The sequence below is a fragment of the Pseudomonas sp. S3(2024) genome, assembly GCF_036861315.1.
GTDB classification, from domain to species: domain Bacteria; phylum Pseudomonadota; class Gammaproteobacteria; order Pseudomonadales; family Pseudomonadaceae; genus Aquipseudomonas; species Aquipseudomonas putida_A.
The window spans coordinates 359,628-376,162 of record NZ_JAZAQQ010000002.1; the positions used below are offsets into that span (position 1 = coordinate 359,628).

A 16,535-nucleotide genomic window follows, 5' to 3' on the forward strand; every position below is an offset into this window, starting at 1 on the left:
CCACGCGACTCCCTGGGAGGGTTGAACATGTCCAAGCAGATTCCCGTCAGTCATATGGCCTTCGTTCGAGCGCGCGCCGGACGCTCCGCCGAACTGGGTGTACGCCTCAGTGCCTTGATCGAACCGTCACGCAACGCCCCCGGTTGCCTGAACTTCGCCCTGCAGCATTCGCAATGCGATCCGGACCTGTGGCTGGTCTCCGGTTTCTGGAGCCATCAACAGGCAATGACCGCGTATTTCAACAGCCCGTCGATGCAGATCTTTGCCGAATTGGTTCAGGATCTGGTGGTCAACAGCCTGGATTTCCACACCTTCAAAGAAGTGTCGGCGGCGCAGGCGCTCGGACAATGCCCGGCACCGATACACAAACTCGCCGGTTGAGGGTTTAATGTCCGGCTTATTCATCTGAGCCAGGATGTGTGCCATGGCACGTAAAGAGTTTGAACACTTCGAAGCAGTCTCCGCAGTCGTCCCCGTCGAGTTGGGCGGCAACAAGGGTTACCACGCGGCAATCGCGGTCAAGGCCCTGGTCGATGGCGGTGCGCCACGCTTCCACAAACTGCTGGGTGATCAGGTGTTCCCCGGCGCCATCGCTGCCGATGAGGCTGCCATCAATGAGCTGGACCGCCTCAAGGGCGTCACTGATGACGCCGAGCTGATCTGGTAACTGCGCTTACTTGCCCGCCCCCGGGCGCCACATCTTGAACAGGGCTTCAGGCCCCAACTGGAAATAATCCGCCGGCCCGCCGCCGCGCAGAATCGGTTCTGCCGCGGCGGTGTCGTAGATCCCGTCCTTCAACAGCCACTTGGCGATATGCACGGCGACCACTTCGCCGAGAATCAGCCAGCTCGGCACGGTTTCGCCATCGGCGCGCTGCAACTGAATGATCTGCGTGACCTTGCACTCGAAGGACACCGGGCTTTCGGCTACCCGTGGTACCGCAATCACCTTCGACGCCACCGGCGTCAGCCCGGCCAATTCAAACTCGTTGACCTCAGGCGCGACCATCGCGCAGCTCTGGTTCATCTGCTCGGCCAACGGGCGAGTGGCGAGGTTCCAGGCGAACTCGCCGGTCTGCTCGATGTTGTTCAGGCTGTCTTTGCGCCCGATGCTGGAAAAACCAATGATCGGCGGAATGTAGTTGAACGCGTTGAAGAAACTGTAAGGCGCAAGATTCAGCTGGCCGTCGGCATCCTGCGAAGAAATCCAGCCGATGGGACGCGGGCCGACGATGGCGTTGAACGGATCGTGGGGCAGGCCGTGGCCGTGGGCGGGTTCGTAGAAGTGGATGTCGTCGGACATGGTGAATGAGTTCCTGAGGCTGCGTTTGGTTGCAGCCATAGTGCAAGGACGCCCCGCATATTTCCAGCCAGACGCTGATTCCTCTGTAGGAGCTGCCGCAGGCTGCGATCTTTTGATTCTGTTTTTCAAGATCAAGATCAAGATCAAAAGATCGCAGCCTGTGGCAGCTCCTACAGGGGAATTGTGTGGATTTCAGAAATGACTAAGCCCGGCCGGAGCCGGGCTGTGGAAGCGCTGCTGATAATCAGCTGATGGCTGCAGCAGTACCGGTCTTGTCGAAACCATCGGCGGCCACGGTTTTGCCGATGTTGGTTTTATCGAAACCGTCAGCGGCGTAAGTGCCCGAGTGGCTGTTTTCGATGGCAGCGGTGCCGCCGGAGATGAAGTCGGCCGATTTGGTTTTGTCCGAGCCATCGGCAGCGAAGGTGTTGGCGGCCAGTACGGACAGGGTCAGGGCGAGGATCAGTTTGGTTTTCATGTGAGTGACTCCAGATTCGTTGGCGGGTGTGTCTTGCATGGGTTTAATGCTACGCCAACTAAATTGATAAAAAAGCGCAAATAAATGCTAAAAACAATCGATTAACTTGATATTAAGGGCGGCGCATTGAATGGGCTTCCACTGTCGGGAGCGAACGCCGCGCGGGTCATCGATCAGGTAGTGGCAGGATGCCGGGGCAGCATTAATGGGGGATTAATCGCTGATTTTCGCGATATGACGGATTTTTCATCTGTTGCCGACCGGTTTTTCACCGGTGCGACGCCAGTCTGCCCACGGCCAGAAAACCAAGAACCGGCCGTCCCACACTGGAGCTTTGCTTGCGATGAACAAACTGCCTCAAATCACCCTGGCGTTCTGGGTCATGAAAATCTGCGCGACGACCCTGGGGGAAACCGCGGGGGACTTGCTGTCGATGACCCTCAACGTCGGGTACGCCCTCAGCTCGCTGATCCTGATCAGCGTATTCGTGCTGACCCTGATCAGCCAACTGATGGCCAAGACCTACAAGCCGCTGCTGTACTGGATCGTGATTCTGTCGACCAGCACCGCCGGCACCACCATGTCCGACTTCATGGACCGCACCCTTGAACTGGGCTACGCCACCGGGTCGATGATCCTGATTGCGATTCTGCTGGCGATCTTCACGGCCTGGCGCCTGAGCGGCGATTCGCTGAACGTCAGCAAGGTGCAGACTTTCCGCGGCGAGATGTTCTACTGGATGGCGATTCTGTTTTCCAACACCCTGGGCACGGCGCTCGGTGACTACCTGGCCGATGATTCGGGCCTGGGTTTTGCCGGTGGCGCGCTGCTGATCGGCTCGACCATTGCCGTGGTCGTGGCTCTCAAATACTTCACGAAGATTTCGTCGGTGCTGTTGTTCTGGGTGGCGTTCGTGCTGACCCGGCCGTTCGGTGCGACCTTGGGCGATTTGATGACCAAGCCCCATGAAAAGGGCGGTCTGGACTTCGGCACCATCGGCTCGTCGGCGGTGCTGGCGGGGATTCTGCTGGTGATGATTGTCGGCGCGTCGTATGCGCAGAAGCGTTATGGCAAGCCGCCGGTTGCCGAGTTGAGCTGATACCGAGTCGCCCCAATCGCGAGCAGGCTCACTCCTACAAAGGGCGGCGTACACCAATCAATGTAGGAGTGAGCCTGCTCGCGATGAGGCCATAACAGCCACCATCACAATGGCTGAACTGTCTCATTCCTCAGTCAGTCACGATCCGCGAGTGTTTCTGCGTGTCTTTCATGGTGATGTACACCAGCAGCGACACCGCGATGCACGCGGTCACGTACCAGTAGTAACCGGTTTCCATGCCGATGCTCTTGAACCACAGTGCGATGTATTCGGCGGTACCGCCGAAGATCGACACGGTCAAGGCGTACGGCAGGCCGACGCCCAGCGCGCGGATTTCGGTCGGGAACAGTTCGGCTTTCACCACGGCGTTGATCGAGGTGTAGCCGCTGACGATGATCAGTGCCGCCATGATCAGGAAGAACGCGCCCCACCAGGTCTGGATGGTGTGCAGGGTCATCAGGATCGGCACGGTGAAGATCGTCCCGAGTACGCCGAAAGCGATCAGGATCGGACGACGACCGATTTTATCGGACAAACCACCGATGATCGGTTGCAGGCACATGAACAGGAACAGCGTGGCGGCAGAAATGGTGGTCGAGTCGGAGATGCTCATGCCGACGGTATTCACCAGGTATTTCTGCATGTAGGTGGTGTAGGTGTAGAACGCCAGCGTACCGCCCATGGTCAGGCCGACCACGGTCAGCAGTTCTTTCGGGTGGCGCATCAAGGTGCGCATCGCGCTTTCCTTGGACTTCTCTTTCTTGGTGAACGATTCGGTTTCTTCCATGCCGCGACGCAGGTACAAGGCAACGATCGCGCACAGTGCGCCGATGGCGAACGGAATACGCCAGCCCCACGCGTACAGCTGTTCGGTGGTCAGCATGTTCTGCAGCACGATCAGCACGCCCAGCGCGATCAGCTGGCCGGAGATCAGGGTCACGTACTGGAAGCTGGAGAAGAAGCCGCGACGCTCCCTGGTCGCCATCTCCGACAGGTAGGTGGCCGAGGTGCCGTACTCGCCGCCGACCGACAGACCTTGCAGCAAGCGGGCGAAGACCAACAGGATCGGCGCGCCGATGCCGATGGTTTCATAGTTGGGGCTGAGGGCGATCAGCAAGGAGCCGAAGCACATCAGGTAGACCGAGGCCATCAAGGCTTTCTTGCGACCGACCTTGTCGGCGTAGAGGCCCATCAGCCAGCCACCAATCGGGCGCATCAGGAAACCCACGGCGAAGATCGCGGCGGTGTTCATCAGTTGCGCGGTGGTGGAACCGGCGGGGAAGAAAGTCTTGGCGAAGTACAGCGAGAAAGCGGCGTAGACGTACCAGTCGTACCACTCGACCATGTTGCCGACCGAGCCGCTGAAGATCGATTTGATCCGGCTGGCGGTGGTTCTTTCTTTGACGGGCGCGGCAGCCGACCCAAGGGGCAGGGCGTTGGAGTTATCCATTGAAGGATCCTTCGTTTAATTGTTTTTGTGGAGCGCGTTGGAACGCAGCCTGCTGGGGCTATAGCAGGAGCTGTGCCAACGGGGGGAGGGCCGGTTTAGAGGGGGCGGAAAGACTGAATGAGCGGAAATCCGCTTATGGCTGGATTGTGGTGAGCGGAAAATTGCTCATTCAGGCTGATGGATAAATGTTGCCTTTGCGGGCCTCTTCGCGGGCAAGCCCGCTCCCACAGTGGTCGGTGGTGTTCACACATTCTGTGTTCAGCACAAAACCCTGTGGGAGCGGGCTTGCTCGCGAAGAGGCCTGATCAGACACTGCAAAACTCAGCTGCCCGGAACAAACATCTCCCGACTCAACCCATGCCGCTGCAGCTTTTCATTGAAGGTCCGGCGCGGTAGCTGCAACTCCTCCAGCACCGCTTTCACATCGCCCTTGTGCCGGGTCAGCGCCGCGCGCAGGCACTGCGCCTCAAAGGCTTCTTGCTGCGCCGCGAGGGACTGGCCCGGATCGATGCCCTGCACCGGCTCATCCAGGCCCAGCACCTGGCGCTCGGCGACGTTCGCCAGTTCCCGCACGTTGCCCGGCCAGTCGTGGCTGAGCAGGTGACTCAATTGCGCTCCGCTCAACGGCGGGAAAGTGCGGCCCAGACGCTGGGCGGCGCTGAAGGCGAACGATTCGAACAGCAGCGGAATGTCTTCGCGGCGATCGCGCAGCGGCGGCAGGCGCAGCTCGGCGACGTTCAGGCGATACGCCAGGTCTTCGCGAAAACGTCCGGCCCGGGCCTCATCCAGCAGATCAGGCTTGGTCGCGGCGACGATCCGCAGATCGACGCGAATGCTCTGGTTCGATCCCAGCCGCTCCAGCTTCTGTTCCTGCAACACCCGCAGCAATTTCACTTGCTGAGCCAGCGGCATGCTTTCGATTTCATCGAGAAACAGCGTGCCGCCGTCGGCGTATTCCAGCTTGCCGATGCGCTTGCCGGACGCGCCGGTGAACGCGCCACTTTCATGGCCGAACAGCTCGGCTTCGAACAACTGCTCGGGAATCGCCGCGCAGTTCAGCGCCACAAAGGGCTTGTCCGCGCGCGGGCCGAAATCATGCAGGCAGCGGGCGATCAGTTCCTTGCCGCTGCCGGTTTCGCCGCGGATCAACACGTTGACCGGCAGCGCCGCCAGATCCAGCACTTGCCGACGCAAGGTCTGCATGCCACGGGACACGCCGAGCAGCGTCGCATCGAGTCTGGCGCGGTGGTCGGCCTGCTCGTGCAGGGCGCGGTTTTCCAATACCAGTCGCCGCTTGTCGAGTGCCCGGCGCAGGCTGCCGAGCAGGGTGTCCGGGCTGAACGGTTTTTCCAGAAAGTCGTAGGCGCCGTCACGCATGGCTTCGACCGCCATCGGTACATCGCCGTGACCGGTCAGCAGTATCACCGGCAAATCGCTGTCACGGCGCTGCACTTCGGCCAACAACTGCAAACCACTGAGCCCGGGCATGCGCACATCGCTGAGGATCACCCCGGGGAAGTGCGCGGGCAGTGCAGCCAGGCAATCCTCGGCGCGGCTGAACAGCTGCACCTCGAACCCCGACAGGCTCAGCCATTGCTCCACAGCGCTGCGAATGCTGCTTTCGTCATCGACCACCATCACCGAGTTGAGCATCAGATGTGTGCCTCCAGATCGATCGGCAGGGTCAGGCTGAACACCGCGCCCGCCTCGCCATTTTCCACGCTCAGGCGCCCGCCGGATTCATGCACGATGGCAAAGGATACCGCCAGCCCGAGGCCGAGTCCGTCACCCACCGGTTTGGTGGTGAAGAACGGGTCGAACACCTGATTCAAGTGTTGTTCGGCAATTCCGCCGCCATTGTCGATCACGCTCAGGCGCCACAGTTGTTCGTCCACTTCCAGGCGAATTTCCAGGCGCTTGCACGGTTTGCCCTGCATTGCATCGAGGGCATTGCGCAGCAGATTGATCAGCACCTGTTCGAGGCGTATTGCATCACCACGCACCCAGGCCGGACGCGTCAGGTGCAGCACCAGACTGACCTGTTCGTCGCGTAGGCGCGCATCGAGCAGTTGCAGCGACTGATCGACCACGGTCGCCAGGTCCAGCCGTTCGCGCAGGCCGCTGGGGCTTTTGCGGGCGAAGGTTTTCAGGTGACCGGTGAGCGATGCCATGCGCGTGAGCATGTCGTCCACCGGTTTGAGCGCCTTGTACGCGTCATCGACGCGGCCATGTTCGAGCAGCAGGCGCAGCGTTGCCAATTGCATCCGTTGCGCGGTCAGCGGTTGATTGATTTCGTGGGCCAGTGCGGCGGACATCTGCCCCAGCGCCGCGAGCTTGGCCGATTGCACCAGACCGTCCTGCGCGGTACGCAGATCGCGGGTGCGTTCTTCGACCAGTTGTTCGAGTTCTTCGCGGTTGCGCTGACGGACTTTCGACAGGCGCCAGCGCTGATTGAGGAACAGCAGCAAAAACACCAACGCCAGCCACACACCCGCAGCGGCCAGCCCGGCGTTGCGCAAGTCTTCGAAGGCTACTTGCGGGCGGCGCAGCAGGTGCAGGGTCCAGCCTTCGGCGGCCAGCGGCAGTGACTCCCACAAATAGTCCGCCGTTCCGTCCGGGCCTTCGACCCGGCGCAGGTCGCTGTTGTCGTCGAAGTGACGCAGCGACAAATGCGTCAGCGGGATCAGCGATTGTTTGTCGTACTGGCGCGTGCGCTTGATCTCGTCCATGTCGCGGCTGTCCAGCGGCCGCAACGAGCGATAGCGCCAGCCGGGCTGGTTGGCGATGAAGATGATCCCGCGTGCATCGCTGACCAGCAGCGTGTCGCTGCCCTGGCTCCATTCGCGCTCAAGCTCGGGGAACTCCAGTTTGACTACCATCGCGCCAAGGAACTCGGCGTTGTCGCCGAGCACCGCGCTGGACAGAAAATAGCCAGGGATGCCGCTGGTCACGCCCACCGCATAAAAGCGCCCGCTGCCCTGAGTGCGGGTCTGGCTGAAGTACGGACGAAAACCGTAGTTGTGGCCGACGTAACTGCTCGGCAGGCGCCAGTTGCTGGCGGCCACCGCGAGGCCGCTGTGATCAAGTAGCTCGAGGGTCGAGGACTGCGCCGCGCCGTTGATCTGCTCCAGCTTCAGATTCAGCGCGTTCTGTTGTTCCGCGCCCACCGGCCCGGCCAGCGCGCTGCGCAATTGCGGGTCCAGCGCCAGCACGGCGGGCAGGGCGCGATAGCGGTCGATCAGGGTGTGCAACGAGTTGGCATACAGCGCCAATTGCTGGCTGGCACGGGTCGCGTCTTCCTCCATCGCCTGGCGTTCGGCGTGGCGGATGGCAAGGGTCGCGGCGATGGCCGCACCGGCAATGATCAGCAGGGTGTACAACGACAAACGCAGGGTACGGGAAGTCGGCAGCATGCTGGGCTAATGGATAAAGGGACGGGCGGGCACGATAGCATGGGCCTGCCCGTCCTTCTCGTCTGACGCGTTACCTGATCAGACCGCCGTGAACCGGTGTGAGTGTGAAAGCAGCATGGTGCGTGTATAAGCCAGCTCGCCAATGACGGCTTGCGTGGCCTGTGTCAGGCTTTCGACGCTATCACTCGAACAAACCAAACGCTTGCTGAAAGTGGCAATCGTCGAACTCTTGGCGATGGAGGGCGGGGTGATACTGAGGTCTTGATCAGCCATGAGTCACATACATTGCACAGGCGAAGACGCAGATGGATTGACGCTAACAACGATCACGGCAGCGCACACCTGTCAGATCTGACAGGTGCGCTCAAGCCCAAGGTATGTGTCGTTCTCCCAGGCATAAAAAAGGCCGGCCCGTCGATTGACGGGCCGGCCTTTTTTTCCAGCTGCGAAACGCTTACTGCACTTCTACCGCCAGGCTTTCGGCGATCTTCTGTTGCCAGATCGCCGGGCCGGTGATGTGTACCGACTCACCGTTGCTGTCCACCGCGACGGTGACCGGCATGTCCTTGACCTCGAACTCGTAGATCGCTTCCATGCCCAGCTCGGCGAAGGCCAGCACCTTGGACTTCTTGATGGCCTGGGCCACCAGATAAGCGGCGCCGCCCACGGCCATCAGGTACACGGCCTTGTTGTCCTTGATCGCTTCGATCGCGGTCGGGCCACGTTCGGACTTGCCGATCATGCCCAGCAGGCCGGTCTGCTCAAGGATCTGACGGGTGAACTTGTCCATCCGCGTCGCGGTGGTCGGGCCAGCCGGGCCAACCACTTCGTCACCGACCGGATCAACCGGGCCGACGTAGTAGATGAAGCGGCCTTTCAGATCCACCGGCAGGGTTTCACCCTTGTTCAGCATCTCGACCATGCGCTTGTGCGCCGCGTCGCGACCGGTGAGCATCTTGCCGTTGAGCAGGACGGTTTCGCCCGGCTTCCAGCTCTGCACTTCTTCCGGGGTCAGGGTGTCGAGGTTGACGCGACGGGCCGACGGGCCGGCTTCCCAGACGATTTCCGGGTAGGCATCCAGCGATGGCGCTTCCAGCGAGGCCGGGCCAGAACCGTCGAGCACGAAGTGCGCGTGACGGGTGGCGGCGCAGTTCGGGATCATGCACACCGGCAGCGAAGCGGCGTGGGTCGGGTAGTCCATGATCTTCACGTCGAGCACGGTGGTCAGGCCACCGAGACCCTGGGCGCCGATGCCCAGCTGGTTGACCTTCTCGAACAGCTCCAGACGGATCTCTTCGATACGGTTCTGCGGGCCACGGGCTTTCAGTTCGTGAATGTCGATGGATTCCATCAACACTTCCTTGGCCATCACTGCGGCTTTCTCGGCGGTACCGCCGATACCGATGCCCAGCATGCCCGGTGGGCACCAGCCGGCGCCCATGGTCGGAACGGTCTTGAGCACCCAGTCAACGATCGAGTCGGACGGATTGAGCATGGCCATTTTCGACTTGTTCTCGGAACCGCCGCCCTTGGCCGCCACGTCCACTTCCACGGTGTTGCCCGGGACGATGGAGTAGTGGATGACTGCCGGGGTGTTGTCCTTGGTGTTTTTGCGAGCGCCTGCCGGGTCGGCGAGGATCGAGGCACGCAGGACGTTTTCCGGCAGGTTGTAGGCGCGGCGCACGCCTTCGTTGATCATGTCGTCCAGGCTCATGGTCGCGCCATCCCAGCGCACGTCCATGCCCACCCGCACGAACACGGTGACAATGCCGGTGTCCTGGCAGATCGGCCGGTGGCCGGTGGCGCACATGCGCGAGTTGATCAGGATCTGCGCGATCGAGTCACGGGCCGCTGGCGATTCTTCGCGCAGGTAGGCTTCGTGCATCGCCTGGATGAAATCCACGGGGTGGTAATAGGAAATGAACTGCAGGGCGTCGGCAACGCTCTGAATCAGGTCGTCTTGCTTGATCACGGTCATGAGTCGCGCTCCTCTAAAAGACGGGAACATTCAATAAGGTGCCTGCGGCTTGGGTGCATCGGTCGGTCGCAAGCACCTTTCAAGGCACGCCGGGGCTGCTGGCGCGACGCTAAAAAGGCGCGGCAGTATACCGCGCCTCGGTGGTGGGCACACATTGGCTTTTGGTCGGATAAACATTGTGGCGAGGGGATTTATCCCCGATCGGCTGCGCAGCAGCCGTAAAGCCCGTGCACCCGGTTTGTCTGAAGGATTGCAGGGCGCCGCTTCGCGCCCCATCGGGGATAAATCCCCTCACCACAGGTCTTCATGGGGCATTGATGGGTCATGCATTTGACGTCAATTTTTGGCGCCGAAAATCGGTGGTCATTTATCGACCGCCCCTCTAAAGTGGCATCCGGTCTGTAGAGTAGGACACTCGGTCAGCCTCCTATCGCACGGTGAGTCAACGATTGACCCATAACGCCATTCAACGTCTTTTGCTCAAGCGCTTTGCCCTCGCCGCAGCCACCTATGGATTGGCTTTGCTGCTGCTGTGGCTGGCGTTTTTCACCGGGCATTACCCGCAATCATTGAACAGCGTGGCCATCGGCAGCGCGCTGGTGGTGATCTGCCAGGCCACGTTGTTTACGCTGTTCTGGTCCGGGCGCAACCAGCGCTTTGCCGACCCCAGCCTGACCGAAGCGCAAGTGCTGCTCGGGCTCGGCTGGCAGACTTGGCTGATCGCTCATCTGGATGAAGCACGTGGCGCGTTTCTGGTGTTCTACGTGCTGATCCTGCTGTTCGGCCTGTTTCATTTAACCCGGCGCGCGTTCATTCGTTGCGCGCTGCTGGTGTTCTTCAGTTTCTGTGCGATCACCCTCTGGGACGGCTACCACTTCCGTCTGCCGGATCCGGCGCTGGCGGCGTTGCAGGTGTGCATTCTGGCGATGGTGCTGGCGTGGCTGGTGATTTACGCACGCTTCGTCCAGGTTTCACGGCAGCGCATGCGCCAGCGCCGGTTTGCCTTGCAGGCGCATCAGGACACCCTGCGCGGGATGATGCGCCAACTCGAAGATCTGGTGGCCACCGATGAACTGACCGGACTGTTCAATCGCCGGCATTTTCTGCGCCTGGCCTCACGGGAGCTGGCGGAGATGGAACCGGGCGTGGTGCATGGTCTGGCGCTGATCGACCTCGACCACTTCAAGCGCATCAACGACCTGCACGGCCATGCCGCGGGCGATCAGGTGTTGCAGGCGTTCGCCGGCGTGGCAGGTGCCTGCCTGCGTGACGGCGACGTGCTGGCGCGTTACGGTGGCGAGGAATTCGTGGTGTTGCTGCCCGACTGCGATGCCGAACGCCTGACGGCCTGTTGTGAACGTCTGCGCATCGCGTTCACCGACGTCGAACTGGTGGGCCTGAATGTGCGCAGCCTGAGTCTGTCGGCAGGCATGACCTTGCTGGAACTGGGCGATGATCTCGACGATGCCTTGCAGCGTGCCGATCAGGCGCTGTACCGGGCCAAGCGCGACGGGCGCAATCGTTGTGCAGCGGCATGGGAGAATGTGGATGCCTGAACTTCGCGTCGGTGATCGGCAATGGTCGGTGGCGGCGGGCAGCAATTTGCTCGACGCGCTGAATCAGCACGGCGTCGCGGTGCCTTACAGCTGCCGCGCCGGCAGTTGCCATGCCTGTCTGGTGCAGTGCGTGAGCGGCTTGCCCGCCGACAGTCGCCCGGATGCCTTGAGCGCCGAACAGCGCCAGCAAGGCTGGCGGCTGGCTTGTCAGTGTCAGGTGATCGAAGATTTGCAGGTACACACCTTCGACCCCGTCACCGACGGGCGCCCGGCGGTGGTCGAGGCGCTGGACTGGCTCAGCGATAACGTCCTGCGTTTGCGCCTGACCCCGCAGCGACCGCTGCGCTACAGCGCGGGGCAACATCTGGTGCTGTGGATCAACCACATCGCCCGACCGTATTCGCTGGCGAGCCTGCCGCAGGAAGACCGCTTTCTCGAGTTCCACCTCGACTGCCGCCAGCCCGGCGAATTCAGCGATGCGGCGCGGCGCCTGCAGATCGGCGACCCGATCCGCCTCGGCGAGCTGCGCGGCGGCGCGTTGCATTACGACCCGGACTGGCACTCGCGCCCGCTGTGGCTGCTGGCGGCCGGAACCGGGCTGGGCCCGTTGTTCGGCGTGCTGCGCGAAGCCTTGCGCCAGGATCACCAGGGCGCCATCCGCGTCATTCACCTGGCCCATGACGCGCGCGAGCACTATCTGGCCAAACCCCTGGCGGCGCTTGCTGCGCAGCGCGAAAACCTCAGCGTCGAGCTGTGGACGGCGGCCGACTCAGCCGCCGCTTTGGCGCAACTGCGCCTTGTTTCCCGGCAAACCCTGGCCTTAGTCTGCGGCTCGACTGCCAGCGTCGATGCGTTTGCCAAGCGTCTGTACCTGGCCGGACTGCCGCGCAATCAACTGCTGGCGGATGTGTTTCTGTCCCGCAGTTAAGCGCTGAATCTCGTGTGAAGGTGAACTCCTGTGGCGAGGGGATTTATCCCCGATGGGCTGCGCAGCGGCCCCGGGATTTTGTGAGTGCTGCGCACTCAATCGGGGATAAATCCCCTCACCACAGAAGTTTTGCCTCACCAAAAGAACTTTGTCAGCCCTTTTAAATGTTGAGTAACGCTGATGACCGAAGCCATCCTGCTCGAACGCGAACGCGGTTTGCTCACCCTGCGGCTCAACCGTCCGGACAAGAAAAACGCCCTGACCCGCGCGATGTACAGCCGCCTCGCCGAGGCCCTGAAGCAGGCCGACAACGATCCTGAGATCAATGCTGTGCTGATCACCGGCAGCGCCGAGTGCTTCACCGCCGGCAACGACATCGCCGACTTCATCCAGCAACCGCCGAGCGACCTCGACAGCCCGGTGTTCCACTTCATGCTCAACCTGCTCGAATGCCGCAAACCGTTGATCGCCGCTGTGGCCGGCGCAGCGGTGGGCATCGGCACCACGTTGCTGCTGCACTGCGATCTGGTTTACGTCGCCCGCGATGCTCGCTTGCGCATGCCGTTCGTCAATCTCGGTTTGTGTCCGGAGTTCGGCTCCAGCCTGATCCTGCCGCGATTGCTTGGCCAAGCCAAAGCGGCGGAGTTGTTGCTGCTCGGCGAAGGTTTTACCGGTGAACAGGCGGCGCAGTGGGGCATTGCCAGCGAGGCGTTGGGCAGCGGCGAAGCGGCACTGAACAAGGCGCGGGAGATGGCGTTGCGTTTCGATGAACTGCCAGTAGATGCAGTGCGCATCAGCAAGCAATTGATGAAGGCGCCGGATCGCGAGCTGATCCGTCAGGTGATCGAGGAGGAGGGCGCATTGTTCACCCAGCGGTTGCGCTCGCCGGAGGCGCTGGCGGCGTTGACCGGGTTTATCAAACGGCATTGAAAGCTTCGCTGACTGGGCTTGCCAGCGATGAGGCCTGAATAGGCGCAACACCTTGCGGAGCAGAAAACGAAAAGCCCCGACACTCACATGCCGGAGCTTTTGTTTTTCAGCGAACAGTCATTCAGACCTGCGGGTCACCCACGTGCAGGATCTTCATGCCGTTGGTGCCACCGGTGGTGTGGTAGCTGTCGCCCTTGGTCAGGATGACCCAGTCGCCTTTTTCCACAACGCCGCGCTTGACCAGCTCGTCGATCGCTTTCTGGCTGACTTCGTTCGGGGCCAGCGAAGCCGGGTCGAACGGAACGGTGTACACGCCACGGAACATCGCCGCGCGGGCCTGGGCTTCGCGGTGCGGAGTGAACGCGTAGATCGGCACCGAAGAACGGATACGCGACATGATCAGCGGGGTGTAGCCACTCTCGGTCAGAGCGATGATCGCTTTCACGCCCGGGAAGTGGTTGGCGGTGTACATGGTCGCCAGGGCGATGCTTTCGTCGCAGCGCTCGAATTCCTTGCCGATACGGTGGCTGGACGTCTTGCTGGTCGGGTGCTTTTCAGCGCCGACGCAGATGCGCGCCATCGCCTGCACGGCTTCCAGCGGGTACAGACCGGCAGCGGATTCGGCCGAGAGCATCACGGCGTCGGTGTAGTCGAGCACGGCGTTGGCCACGTCGGACACTTCGGCGCGGGTCGGCATCGGGTTCTGGATCATCGACTCCATCATCTGGGTCGCGACGATCACCGCTTTGTTGTGGCGGCGTGCGTGCAGAATGATCTTCTTCTGAATGCCCACCAGCTCGGCGTCGCCGATTTCCACACCGAGGTCACCACGGGCAACCATCACTGCGTCGGAAGCCTTGATCAGACCGTCGAGGGTTTCGTCATCGGCCACGGCTTCGGCGCGTTCGATCTTCGCCACCAGCCAGGCGGTGCCGCCGGCTTCGTCGCGCAGTTGGCGGGCGTAGTTCATGTCGGCCGCGTCACGCGGGAAGGACACCGCGAGGTAGTCGACTTCCATTTCGGCGGCGAGCTTGATGTCGGCCTTGTCTTTTTCAGTCAGGGCCGGCGCGGTCAGGCCGCCACCGCGACGGTTGATGCCTTTGTGGTCGGACAGCGGGCCGCCGATGGTCACGACGCAGTGCAGCTCGGTAGCGGTGGCGGTTTCGACGCGCATCACTACGCGGCCGTCGTCGAGCAGCAGCTCGTCGCCTACGCCGCAGTCTTTCACCAGATCCGGGTAGTCGATGCCGACCACTTGCTGGTTGCCTTCGGTCAGCGGATGGCTGGTGGAAAAGGTGAACTTGTCACCGATCTTCAGCTCAATGCGCTTGTTGGCGAATTTGGCGATACGGATTTTCGGGCCTTGCAGGTCACCCAGCAGGGCGACGAAACGGCCGTGCTTGGCGGCGAGGTCACGCACCAGCTTCGCGCGAGCCTTGTGCTCGTCGGGGGTGCCGTGGGAGAAGTTCAGACGGGCGACGTCCAGACCAGCCAGAATCAGCTGTTCGAGAACTTCCGGCGAGTTACTGGCCGGGCCAAGGGTAGCGACGATTTTGGTACGACGGACGGACATGCAAAGACTCCTGAGTTCAAGCGCTAGCAGAGGCTACTATGCTCTTGGGGTGTAGTCATTGTTCGTTTGCACTACTTATTGTTTTCTTTATTGAACGTGGCAACTTTGGGACAAACGCGCCTGAAGATTTACGACCAGGGGTCGATACAGAGCTCAAGACAGGAGAACCTCCCCATGCGATTGTTGCCCATTGCCGCCCTTGCCCTCAGCGTCCTCGCCGTCACGGGCTGCACCCGTTGGTCGATGAACCATCATTTGAACAACGCCTACAGCGCCTACGACCGGGGCAATTGCGAGCAGGTGATGCTCGAACTGTCCAAGGTCGAACGCGCCAGCCGGGCCCGTCCGTATGTGTGGCCGGAAGTGTCGATGATGCGCGGCCAGTGCCTGGAACGGCAAAAAATGTACATCGACGCGGCGCAGACCTACCAGTTCATCATCGCCTCGTACCCCAACAGCGAATACGCCTTCCGCGCGCGCGCCCGCCTGGAAACCCTGCAGAGCCTGGGACATTACCCGACTCGCAGTGCGGCGGCGGTGCCGAGTGCGCAACGCTTCTGATGCCGGATGTCATACAAACGCTGGCTGACTGTACAGGTTGAGCTATAGTCCAGTGATCCGGTTTAGAGTCTGGCCTCTAAACATGGGGCAACACCTGCGACTGGTCGATGTTGAGGCGATGGCGTATTGGCGACCATGCCACCGGAAGCGGGGAGAGCGTGTCTGTGACACAGGCGTGTTCCGAAGCAAAGGTGCGGCTCTGTGATGGAGCCTTGCGTGGCGTACCTCGCATGTTTACCGACCGACGAATCGAACGGCACCAGTTGCCGTACTTCCTCAGGGTGTTCAACAGCGTCACCGACAAACCCATCGGTTTTCTGGGCAATGTGTCCGAAGACGGGCTGATGCTCATCAGCCAGTTACCGATGATGACCGGTGTCGATTTCAGTCTGCGTCTCAAAATTCCGCTCGGCGATGGCTGCCAGCAGGTCATCGACCTGACGGCGTGCTGCCTGTGGTGCCATGAAGACGCGACCCCGATGCACTACGACGCCGGCTTCAGCCTGCAACGCCCGCCGCCGGAATATGCGCAACTGGTGCAAGCGTTGAAGCAGTACTTCAGTTTTCAGCCCCTGCCGGCGTCTGCCTGATACAGCCAAAACCAAAGATCGCCGCCTGCGGCAGCTCCTACAGTGGAAATGCAATTTTCCTGCAGGAGCTGCCGCAGGCGGCGATCTTTTGATCTTCAAGCCTTCAAGGCAATCGCCCGCTCACTGTCCAGTGTCTTCTCCGCCAGCAACAAACCCATCTCGCTCAACTGATAGATCGCCATCGCCAGATGCCGTGGTTTGTCTTCCAGGCTGTCCGCCAGATCCAGCAGCAGAATGCTCACCGACGAAAAGGTTTCGTAGGTCTGGATGGCGATGGCTTCGGGGTTGAGGTCGGGGGCGACAACGAACATCTGCATGCCGCGATCCACGGAATTGCGTGAGGGCGATTTTGGTTTGAGGTAGTGGTCGAGGGCGCGTTCTGCGGCTTCCTGAAACCTCTCTGTATCAGGGGGGAGACAGCTGGAAGTCGTGTCAGATTCTGGAGTATTTGATGTTGCACTGTTCATGGCTTTATATCCTTTTTGCTTGGCTTCCAGTTCGGGTGAACGAGAACGGAAACTGCTATGAAGAGGTTATTCGGCCGGGGGGAGGTGAGCTGTTCGGCTCACCTAGAGACGTCCTGCTAACAGCTAAAATGTTACTAGCCTGACTGAAGCTACTGCCTCGACATTGCCCCGGACAATTAATTTCGACCGCTGATTCAGCGGCCAAGATC

17 protein-coding genes are annotated in these 16,535 nt (G+C 61.1%); 8 read left to right on the forward strand and 9 right to left on the reverse strand.

What is annotated here, in order from left to right; all coding sequences use genetic code 11:
• Nucleotides 1-27: 27 nt before the first annotated feature.
• Nucleotides 28-381, forward strand: a complete 354-nt coding sequence (locus VLA07_RS06325; RefSeq protein ID WP_095136993.1) for an antibiotic biosynthesis monooxygenase family protein — start codon at nucleotides 28-30, stop codon at nucleotides 379-381.
• A gap of 43 nt (nucleotides 382-424) precedes the next feature.
• Nucleotides 425-667, forward strand: a complete 243-nt coding sequence (locus VLA07_RS06330) for a hypothetical protein (RefSeq protein WP_007965872.1) — start codon at nucleotides 425-427, stop codon at nucleotides 665-667.
• A 6-nt stretch (nucleotides 668-673) separates the two neighbouring features.
• Here VLA07_RS06330 and VLA07_RS06335 read toward each other — a convergent pair whose 3' ends face one another.
• Nucleotides 674-1,303: a flavin reductase family protein gene (locus VLA07_RS06335; protein ID WP_333988619.1), complete on the reverse strand. Its 630-nt coding sequence runs from the start codon at nucleotides 1,301-1,303 to the stop codon at nucleotides 674-676.
• 244 nt (nucleotides 1,304-1,547) lie between these two features.
• Nucleotides 1,548-1,781 carry a hypothetical protein gene (locus VLA07_RS06340; protein ID WP_247267997.1) on the reverse strand — a complete coding sequence of 78 codons (234 nt, stop codon included), beginning with the start codon at nucleotides 1,779-1,781 and terminating at the stop codon, nucleotides 1,548-1,550.
• 343 nt (nucleotides 1,782-2,124) lie between these two features.
• Between VLA07_RS06340 and VLA07_RS06345 the strand changes: the two genes are divergently transcribed.
• A complete protein-coding gene (locus VLA07_RS06345) occupies nucleotides 2,125-2,880 on the forward strand; it encodes a COG4705 family protein (protein WP_247267996.1) in 756 nt (251 codons plus the stop codon).
• Between the two features lie 130 nt (nucleotides 2,881-3,010).
• Here VLA07_RS06345 and VLA07_RS06350 read toward each other — a convergent pair whose 3' ends face one another.
• The 5 genes from VLA07_RS06350 to VLA07_RS06370 all read right to left on the reverse strand — a co-directional run bounded on the left by VLA07_RS06350 (nucleotide 3,011) and on the right by VLA07_RS06370 (nucleotide 9,721).
• A complete protein-coding gene (locus tag VLA07_RS06350; RefSeq protein WP_247267995.1) occupies nucleotides 3,011-4,330 on the reverse strand; it encodes an MFS transporter in 1,320 nt (439 codons plus the stop codon).
• A gap of 321 nt (nucleotides 4,331-4,651) precedes the next feature.
• Nucleotides 4,652-5,983 (reverse strand): sigma-54-dependent transcriptional regulator, encoded by a 1,332-nt coding sequence (locus VLA07_RS06355; RefSeq protein ID WP_247267994.1) that lies wholly within the window; start codon nucleotides 5,981-5,983, stop codon nucleotides 4,652-4,654.
• Nucleotides 5,983-7,743 carry an ATP-binding protein gene (locus VLA07_RS06360; RefSeq protein ID WP_333988620.1) on the reverse strand — a complete coding sequence of 587 codons (1,761 nt, stop codon included), beginning with the start codon at nucleotides 7,741-7,743 and terminating at the stop codon, nucleotides 5,983-5,985. The genes VLA07_RS06355 and VLA07_RS06360 overlap by 1 nt, the downstream gene beginning before the upstream one ends.
• A 78-nt stretch (nucleotides 7,744-7,821) precedes the next feature.
• On the reverse strand, nucleotides 7,822-8,016 hold the full coding sequence (locus VLA07_RS06365; RefSeq protein ID WP_103367404.1) for a hypothetical protein: 195 nt from the start codon (nucleotides 8,014-8,016) through the stop codon (nucleotides 7,822-7,824).
• A gap of 181 nt (nucleotides 8,017-8,197) precedes the next feature.
• Nucleotides 8,198-9,721 (reverse strand): fumarate hydratase, encoded by a 1,524-nt coding sequence (locus VLA07_RS06370; RefSeq protein ID WP_027612504.1) that lies wholly within the window; start codon nucleotides 9,719-9,721, stop codon nucleotides 8,198-8,200.
• 449 nt (nucleotides 9,722-10,170) lie between these two features.
• Between VLA07_RS06370 and VLA07_RS06375 the strand changes: the two genes are divergently transcribed.
• The 3 genes from VLA07_RS06375 to VLA07_RS06385 all read left to right on the forward strand — a co-directional run bounded on the left by VLA07_RS06375 (nucleotide 10,171) and on the right by VLA07_RS06385 (nucleotide 13,135).
• Nucleotides 10,171-11,277 (forward strand): GGDEF domain-containing protein, encoded by a 1,107-nt coding sequence (locus VLA07_RS06375; RefSeq protein ID WP_027612505.1) that lies wholly within the window; start codon nucleotides 10,171-10,173, stop codon nucleotides 11,275-11,277.
• The gene (locus VLA07_RS06380) at nucleotides 11,270-12,205 is read left to right on the forward strand and encodes an iron-sulfur-binding ferredoxin reductase (RefSeq protein ID WP_333988621.1); all 936 of its coding nucleotides are present in this window, start codon (nucleotides 11,270-11,272) and stop codon (nucleotides 12,203-12,205) included. Before VLA07_RS06375 ends, VLA07_RS06380 begins: the two co-directional genes overlap by 8 nt.
• A gap of 180 nt (nucleotides 12,206-12,385) precedes the next feature.
• A complete protein-coding gene (locus VLA07_RS06385; RefSeq protein WP_333988622.1) occupies nucleotides 12,386-13,135 on the forward strand; it encodes an enoyl-CoA hydratase-related protein in 750 nt (249 codons plus the stop codon).
• Between the two features lie 121 nt (nucleotides 13,136-13,256).
• On the opposite strand, the gene pyk is transcribed toward VLA07_RS06385, so the two are convergent.
• Nucleotides 13,257-14,708 carry a pyruvate kinase gene (gene pyk, locus VLA07_RS06390; protein WP_003227610.1) on the reverse strand — a complete coding sequence of 484 codons (1,452 nt, stop codon included), beginning with the start codon at nucleotides 14,706-14,708 and terminating at the stop codon, nucleotides 13,257-13,259.
• A 174-nt stretch (nucleotides 14,709-14,882) separates the two neighbouring features.
• On the opposite strand from pyk, the gene VLA07_RS06395 reads away from it, so the two are divergent.
• Together VLA07_RS06395 and VLA07_RS06400 are read left to right on the forward strand one after the other, a co-directional pair.
• Nucleotides 14,883-15,269: a tetratricopeptide repeat protein gene (locus VLA07_RS06395; protein ID WP_007965893.1), complete on the forward strand. Its 387-nt coding sequence runs from the start codon at nucleotides 14,883-14,885 to the stop codon at nucleotides 15,267-15,269.
• A 230-nt stretch (nucleotides 15,270-15,499) separates the two neighbouring features.
• Nucleotides 15,500-15,859, forward strand: a complete 360-nt coding sequence (locus VLA07_RS06400; protein ID WP_027612508.1) for a PilZ domain-containing protein — start codon at nucleotides 15,500-15,502, stop codon at nucleotides 15,857-15,859.
• A 95-nt stretch (nucleotides 15,860-15,954) separates the two neighbouring features.
• Here VLA07_RS06400 and VLA07_RS06405 read toward each other — a convergent pair whose 3' ends face one another.
• On the reverse strand, nucleotides 15,955-16,326 hold the full coding sequence (locus VLA07_RS06405; protein WP_247267989.1) for a DUF6124 family protein: 372 nt from the start codon (nucleotides 16,324-16,326) through the stop codon (nucleotides 15,955-15,957).
• Nucleotides 16,327-16,535 lie beyond the last annotated feature (209 nt).

Bases quoted from the DNA above. Each gene is read 5' to 3' on its own strand.
- VLA07_RS06325 (WP_095136993.1), top strand. From the start codon at position 28: ATGTCCAAGCAGATTCCCGTCAGTCATATGGCCTTCGTTCGAGCGCGC.
- VLA07_RS06330 (WP_007965872.1), top strand. From the start codon at position 425: ATGGCACGTAAAGAGTTTGAACACTTCGAAGCAGTCTCCGCAGTCGTC.
- VLA07_RS06335 (WP_333988619.1), bottom strand. From the start codon at position 1,303: ATGTCCGACGACATCCACTTCTACGAACCCGCCCACGGCCACGGCCTG.
- VLA07_RS06340 (WP_247267997.1), bottom strand. From the start codon at position 1,781: ATGAAAACCAAACTGATCCTCGCCCTGACCCTGTCCGTACTGGCCGCC.
- VLA07_RS06345 (WP_247267996.1), top strand. From the start codon at position 2,125: ATGAACAAACTGCCTCAAATCACCCTGGCGTTCTGGGTCATGAAAATC.
- VLA07_RS06350 (WP_247267995.1), bottom strand. From the start codon at position 4,330: ATGGATAACTCCAACGCCCTGCCCCTTGGGTCGGCTGCCGCGCCCGTC.
- VLA07_RS06355 (WP_247267994.1), bottom strand. From the start codon at position 5,983: ATGCTCAACTCGGTGATGGTGGTCGATGACGAAAGCAGCATTCGCAGC.
- VLA07_RS06360 (WP_333988620.1), bottom strand. From the start codon at position 7,743: ATGCTGCCGACTTCCCGTACCCTGCGTTTGTCGTTGTACACCCTGCTG.
- VLA07_RS06365 (WP_103367404.1), bottom strand. From the start codon at position 8,016: ATGGCTGATCAAGACCTCAGTATCACCCCGCCCTCCATCGCCAAGAGT.
- VLA07_RS06370 (WP_027612504.1), bottom strand. From the start codon at position 9,721: ATGACCGTGATCAAGCAAGACGACCTGATTCAGAGCGTTGCCGACGCC.
- VLA07_RS06380 (WP_333988621.1), top strand. From the start codon at position 11,270: ATGCCTGAACTTCGCGTCGGTGATCGGCAATGGTCGGTGGCGGCGGGC.
- VLA07_RS06385 (WP_333988622.1), top strand. From the start codon at position 12,386: ATGACCGAAGCCATCCTGCTCGAACGCGAACGCGGTTTGCTCACCCTG.
- pyk (WP_003227610.1), bottom strand. From the start codon at position 14,708: ATGTCCGTCCGTCGTACCAAAATCGTCGCTACCCTTGGCCCGGCCAGT.
- VLA07_RS06395 (WP_007965893.1), top strand. From the start codon at position 14,883: ATGCGATTGTTGCCCATTGCCGCCCTTGCCCTCAGCGTCCTCGCCGTC.
- VLA07_RS06400 (WP_027612508.1), top strand. From the start codon at position 15,500: ATGTTTACCGACCGACGAATCGAACGGCACCAGTTGCCGTACTTCCTC.
- VLA07_RS06405 (WP_247267989.1), bottom strand. From the start codon at position 16,326: ATGAACAGTGCAACATCAAATACTCCAGAATCTGACACGACTTCCAGC.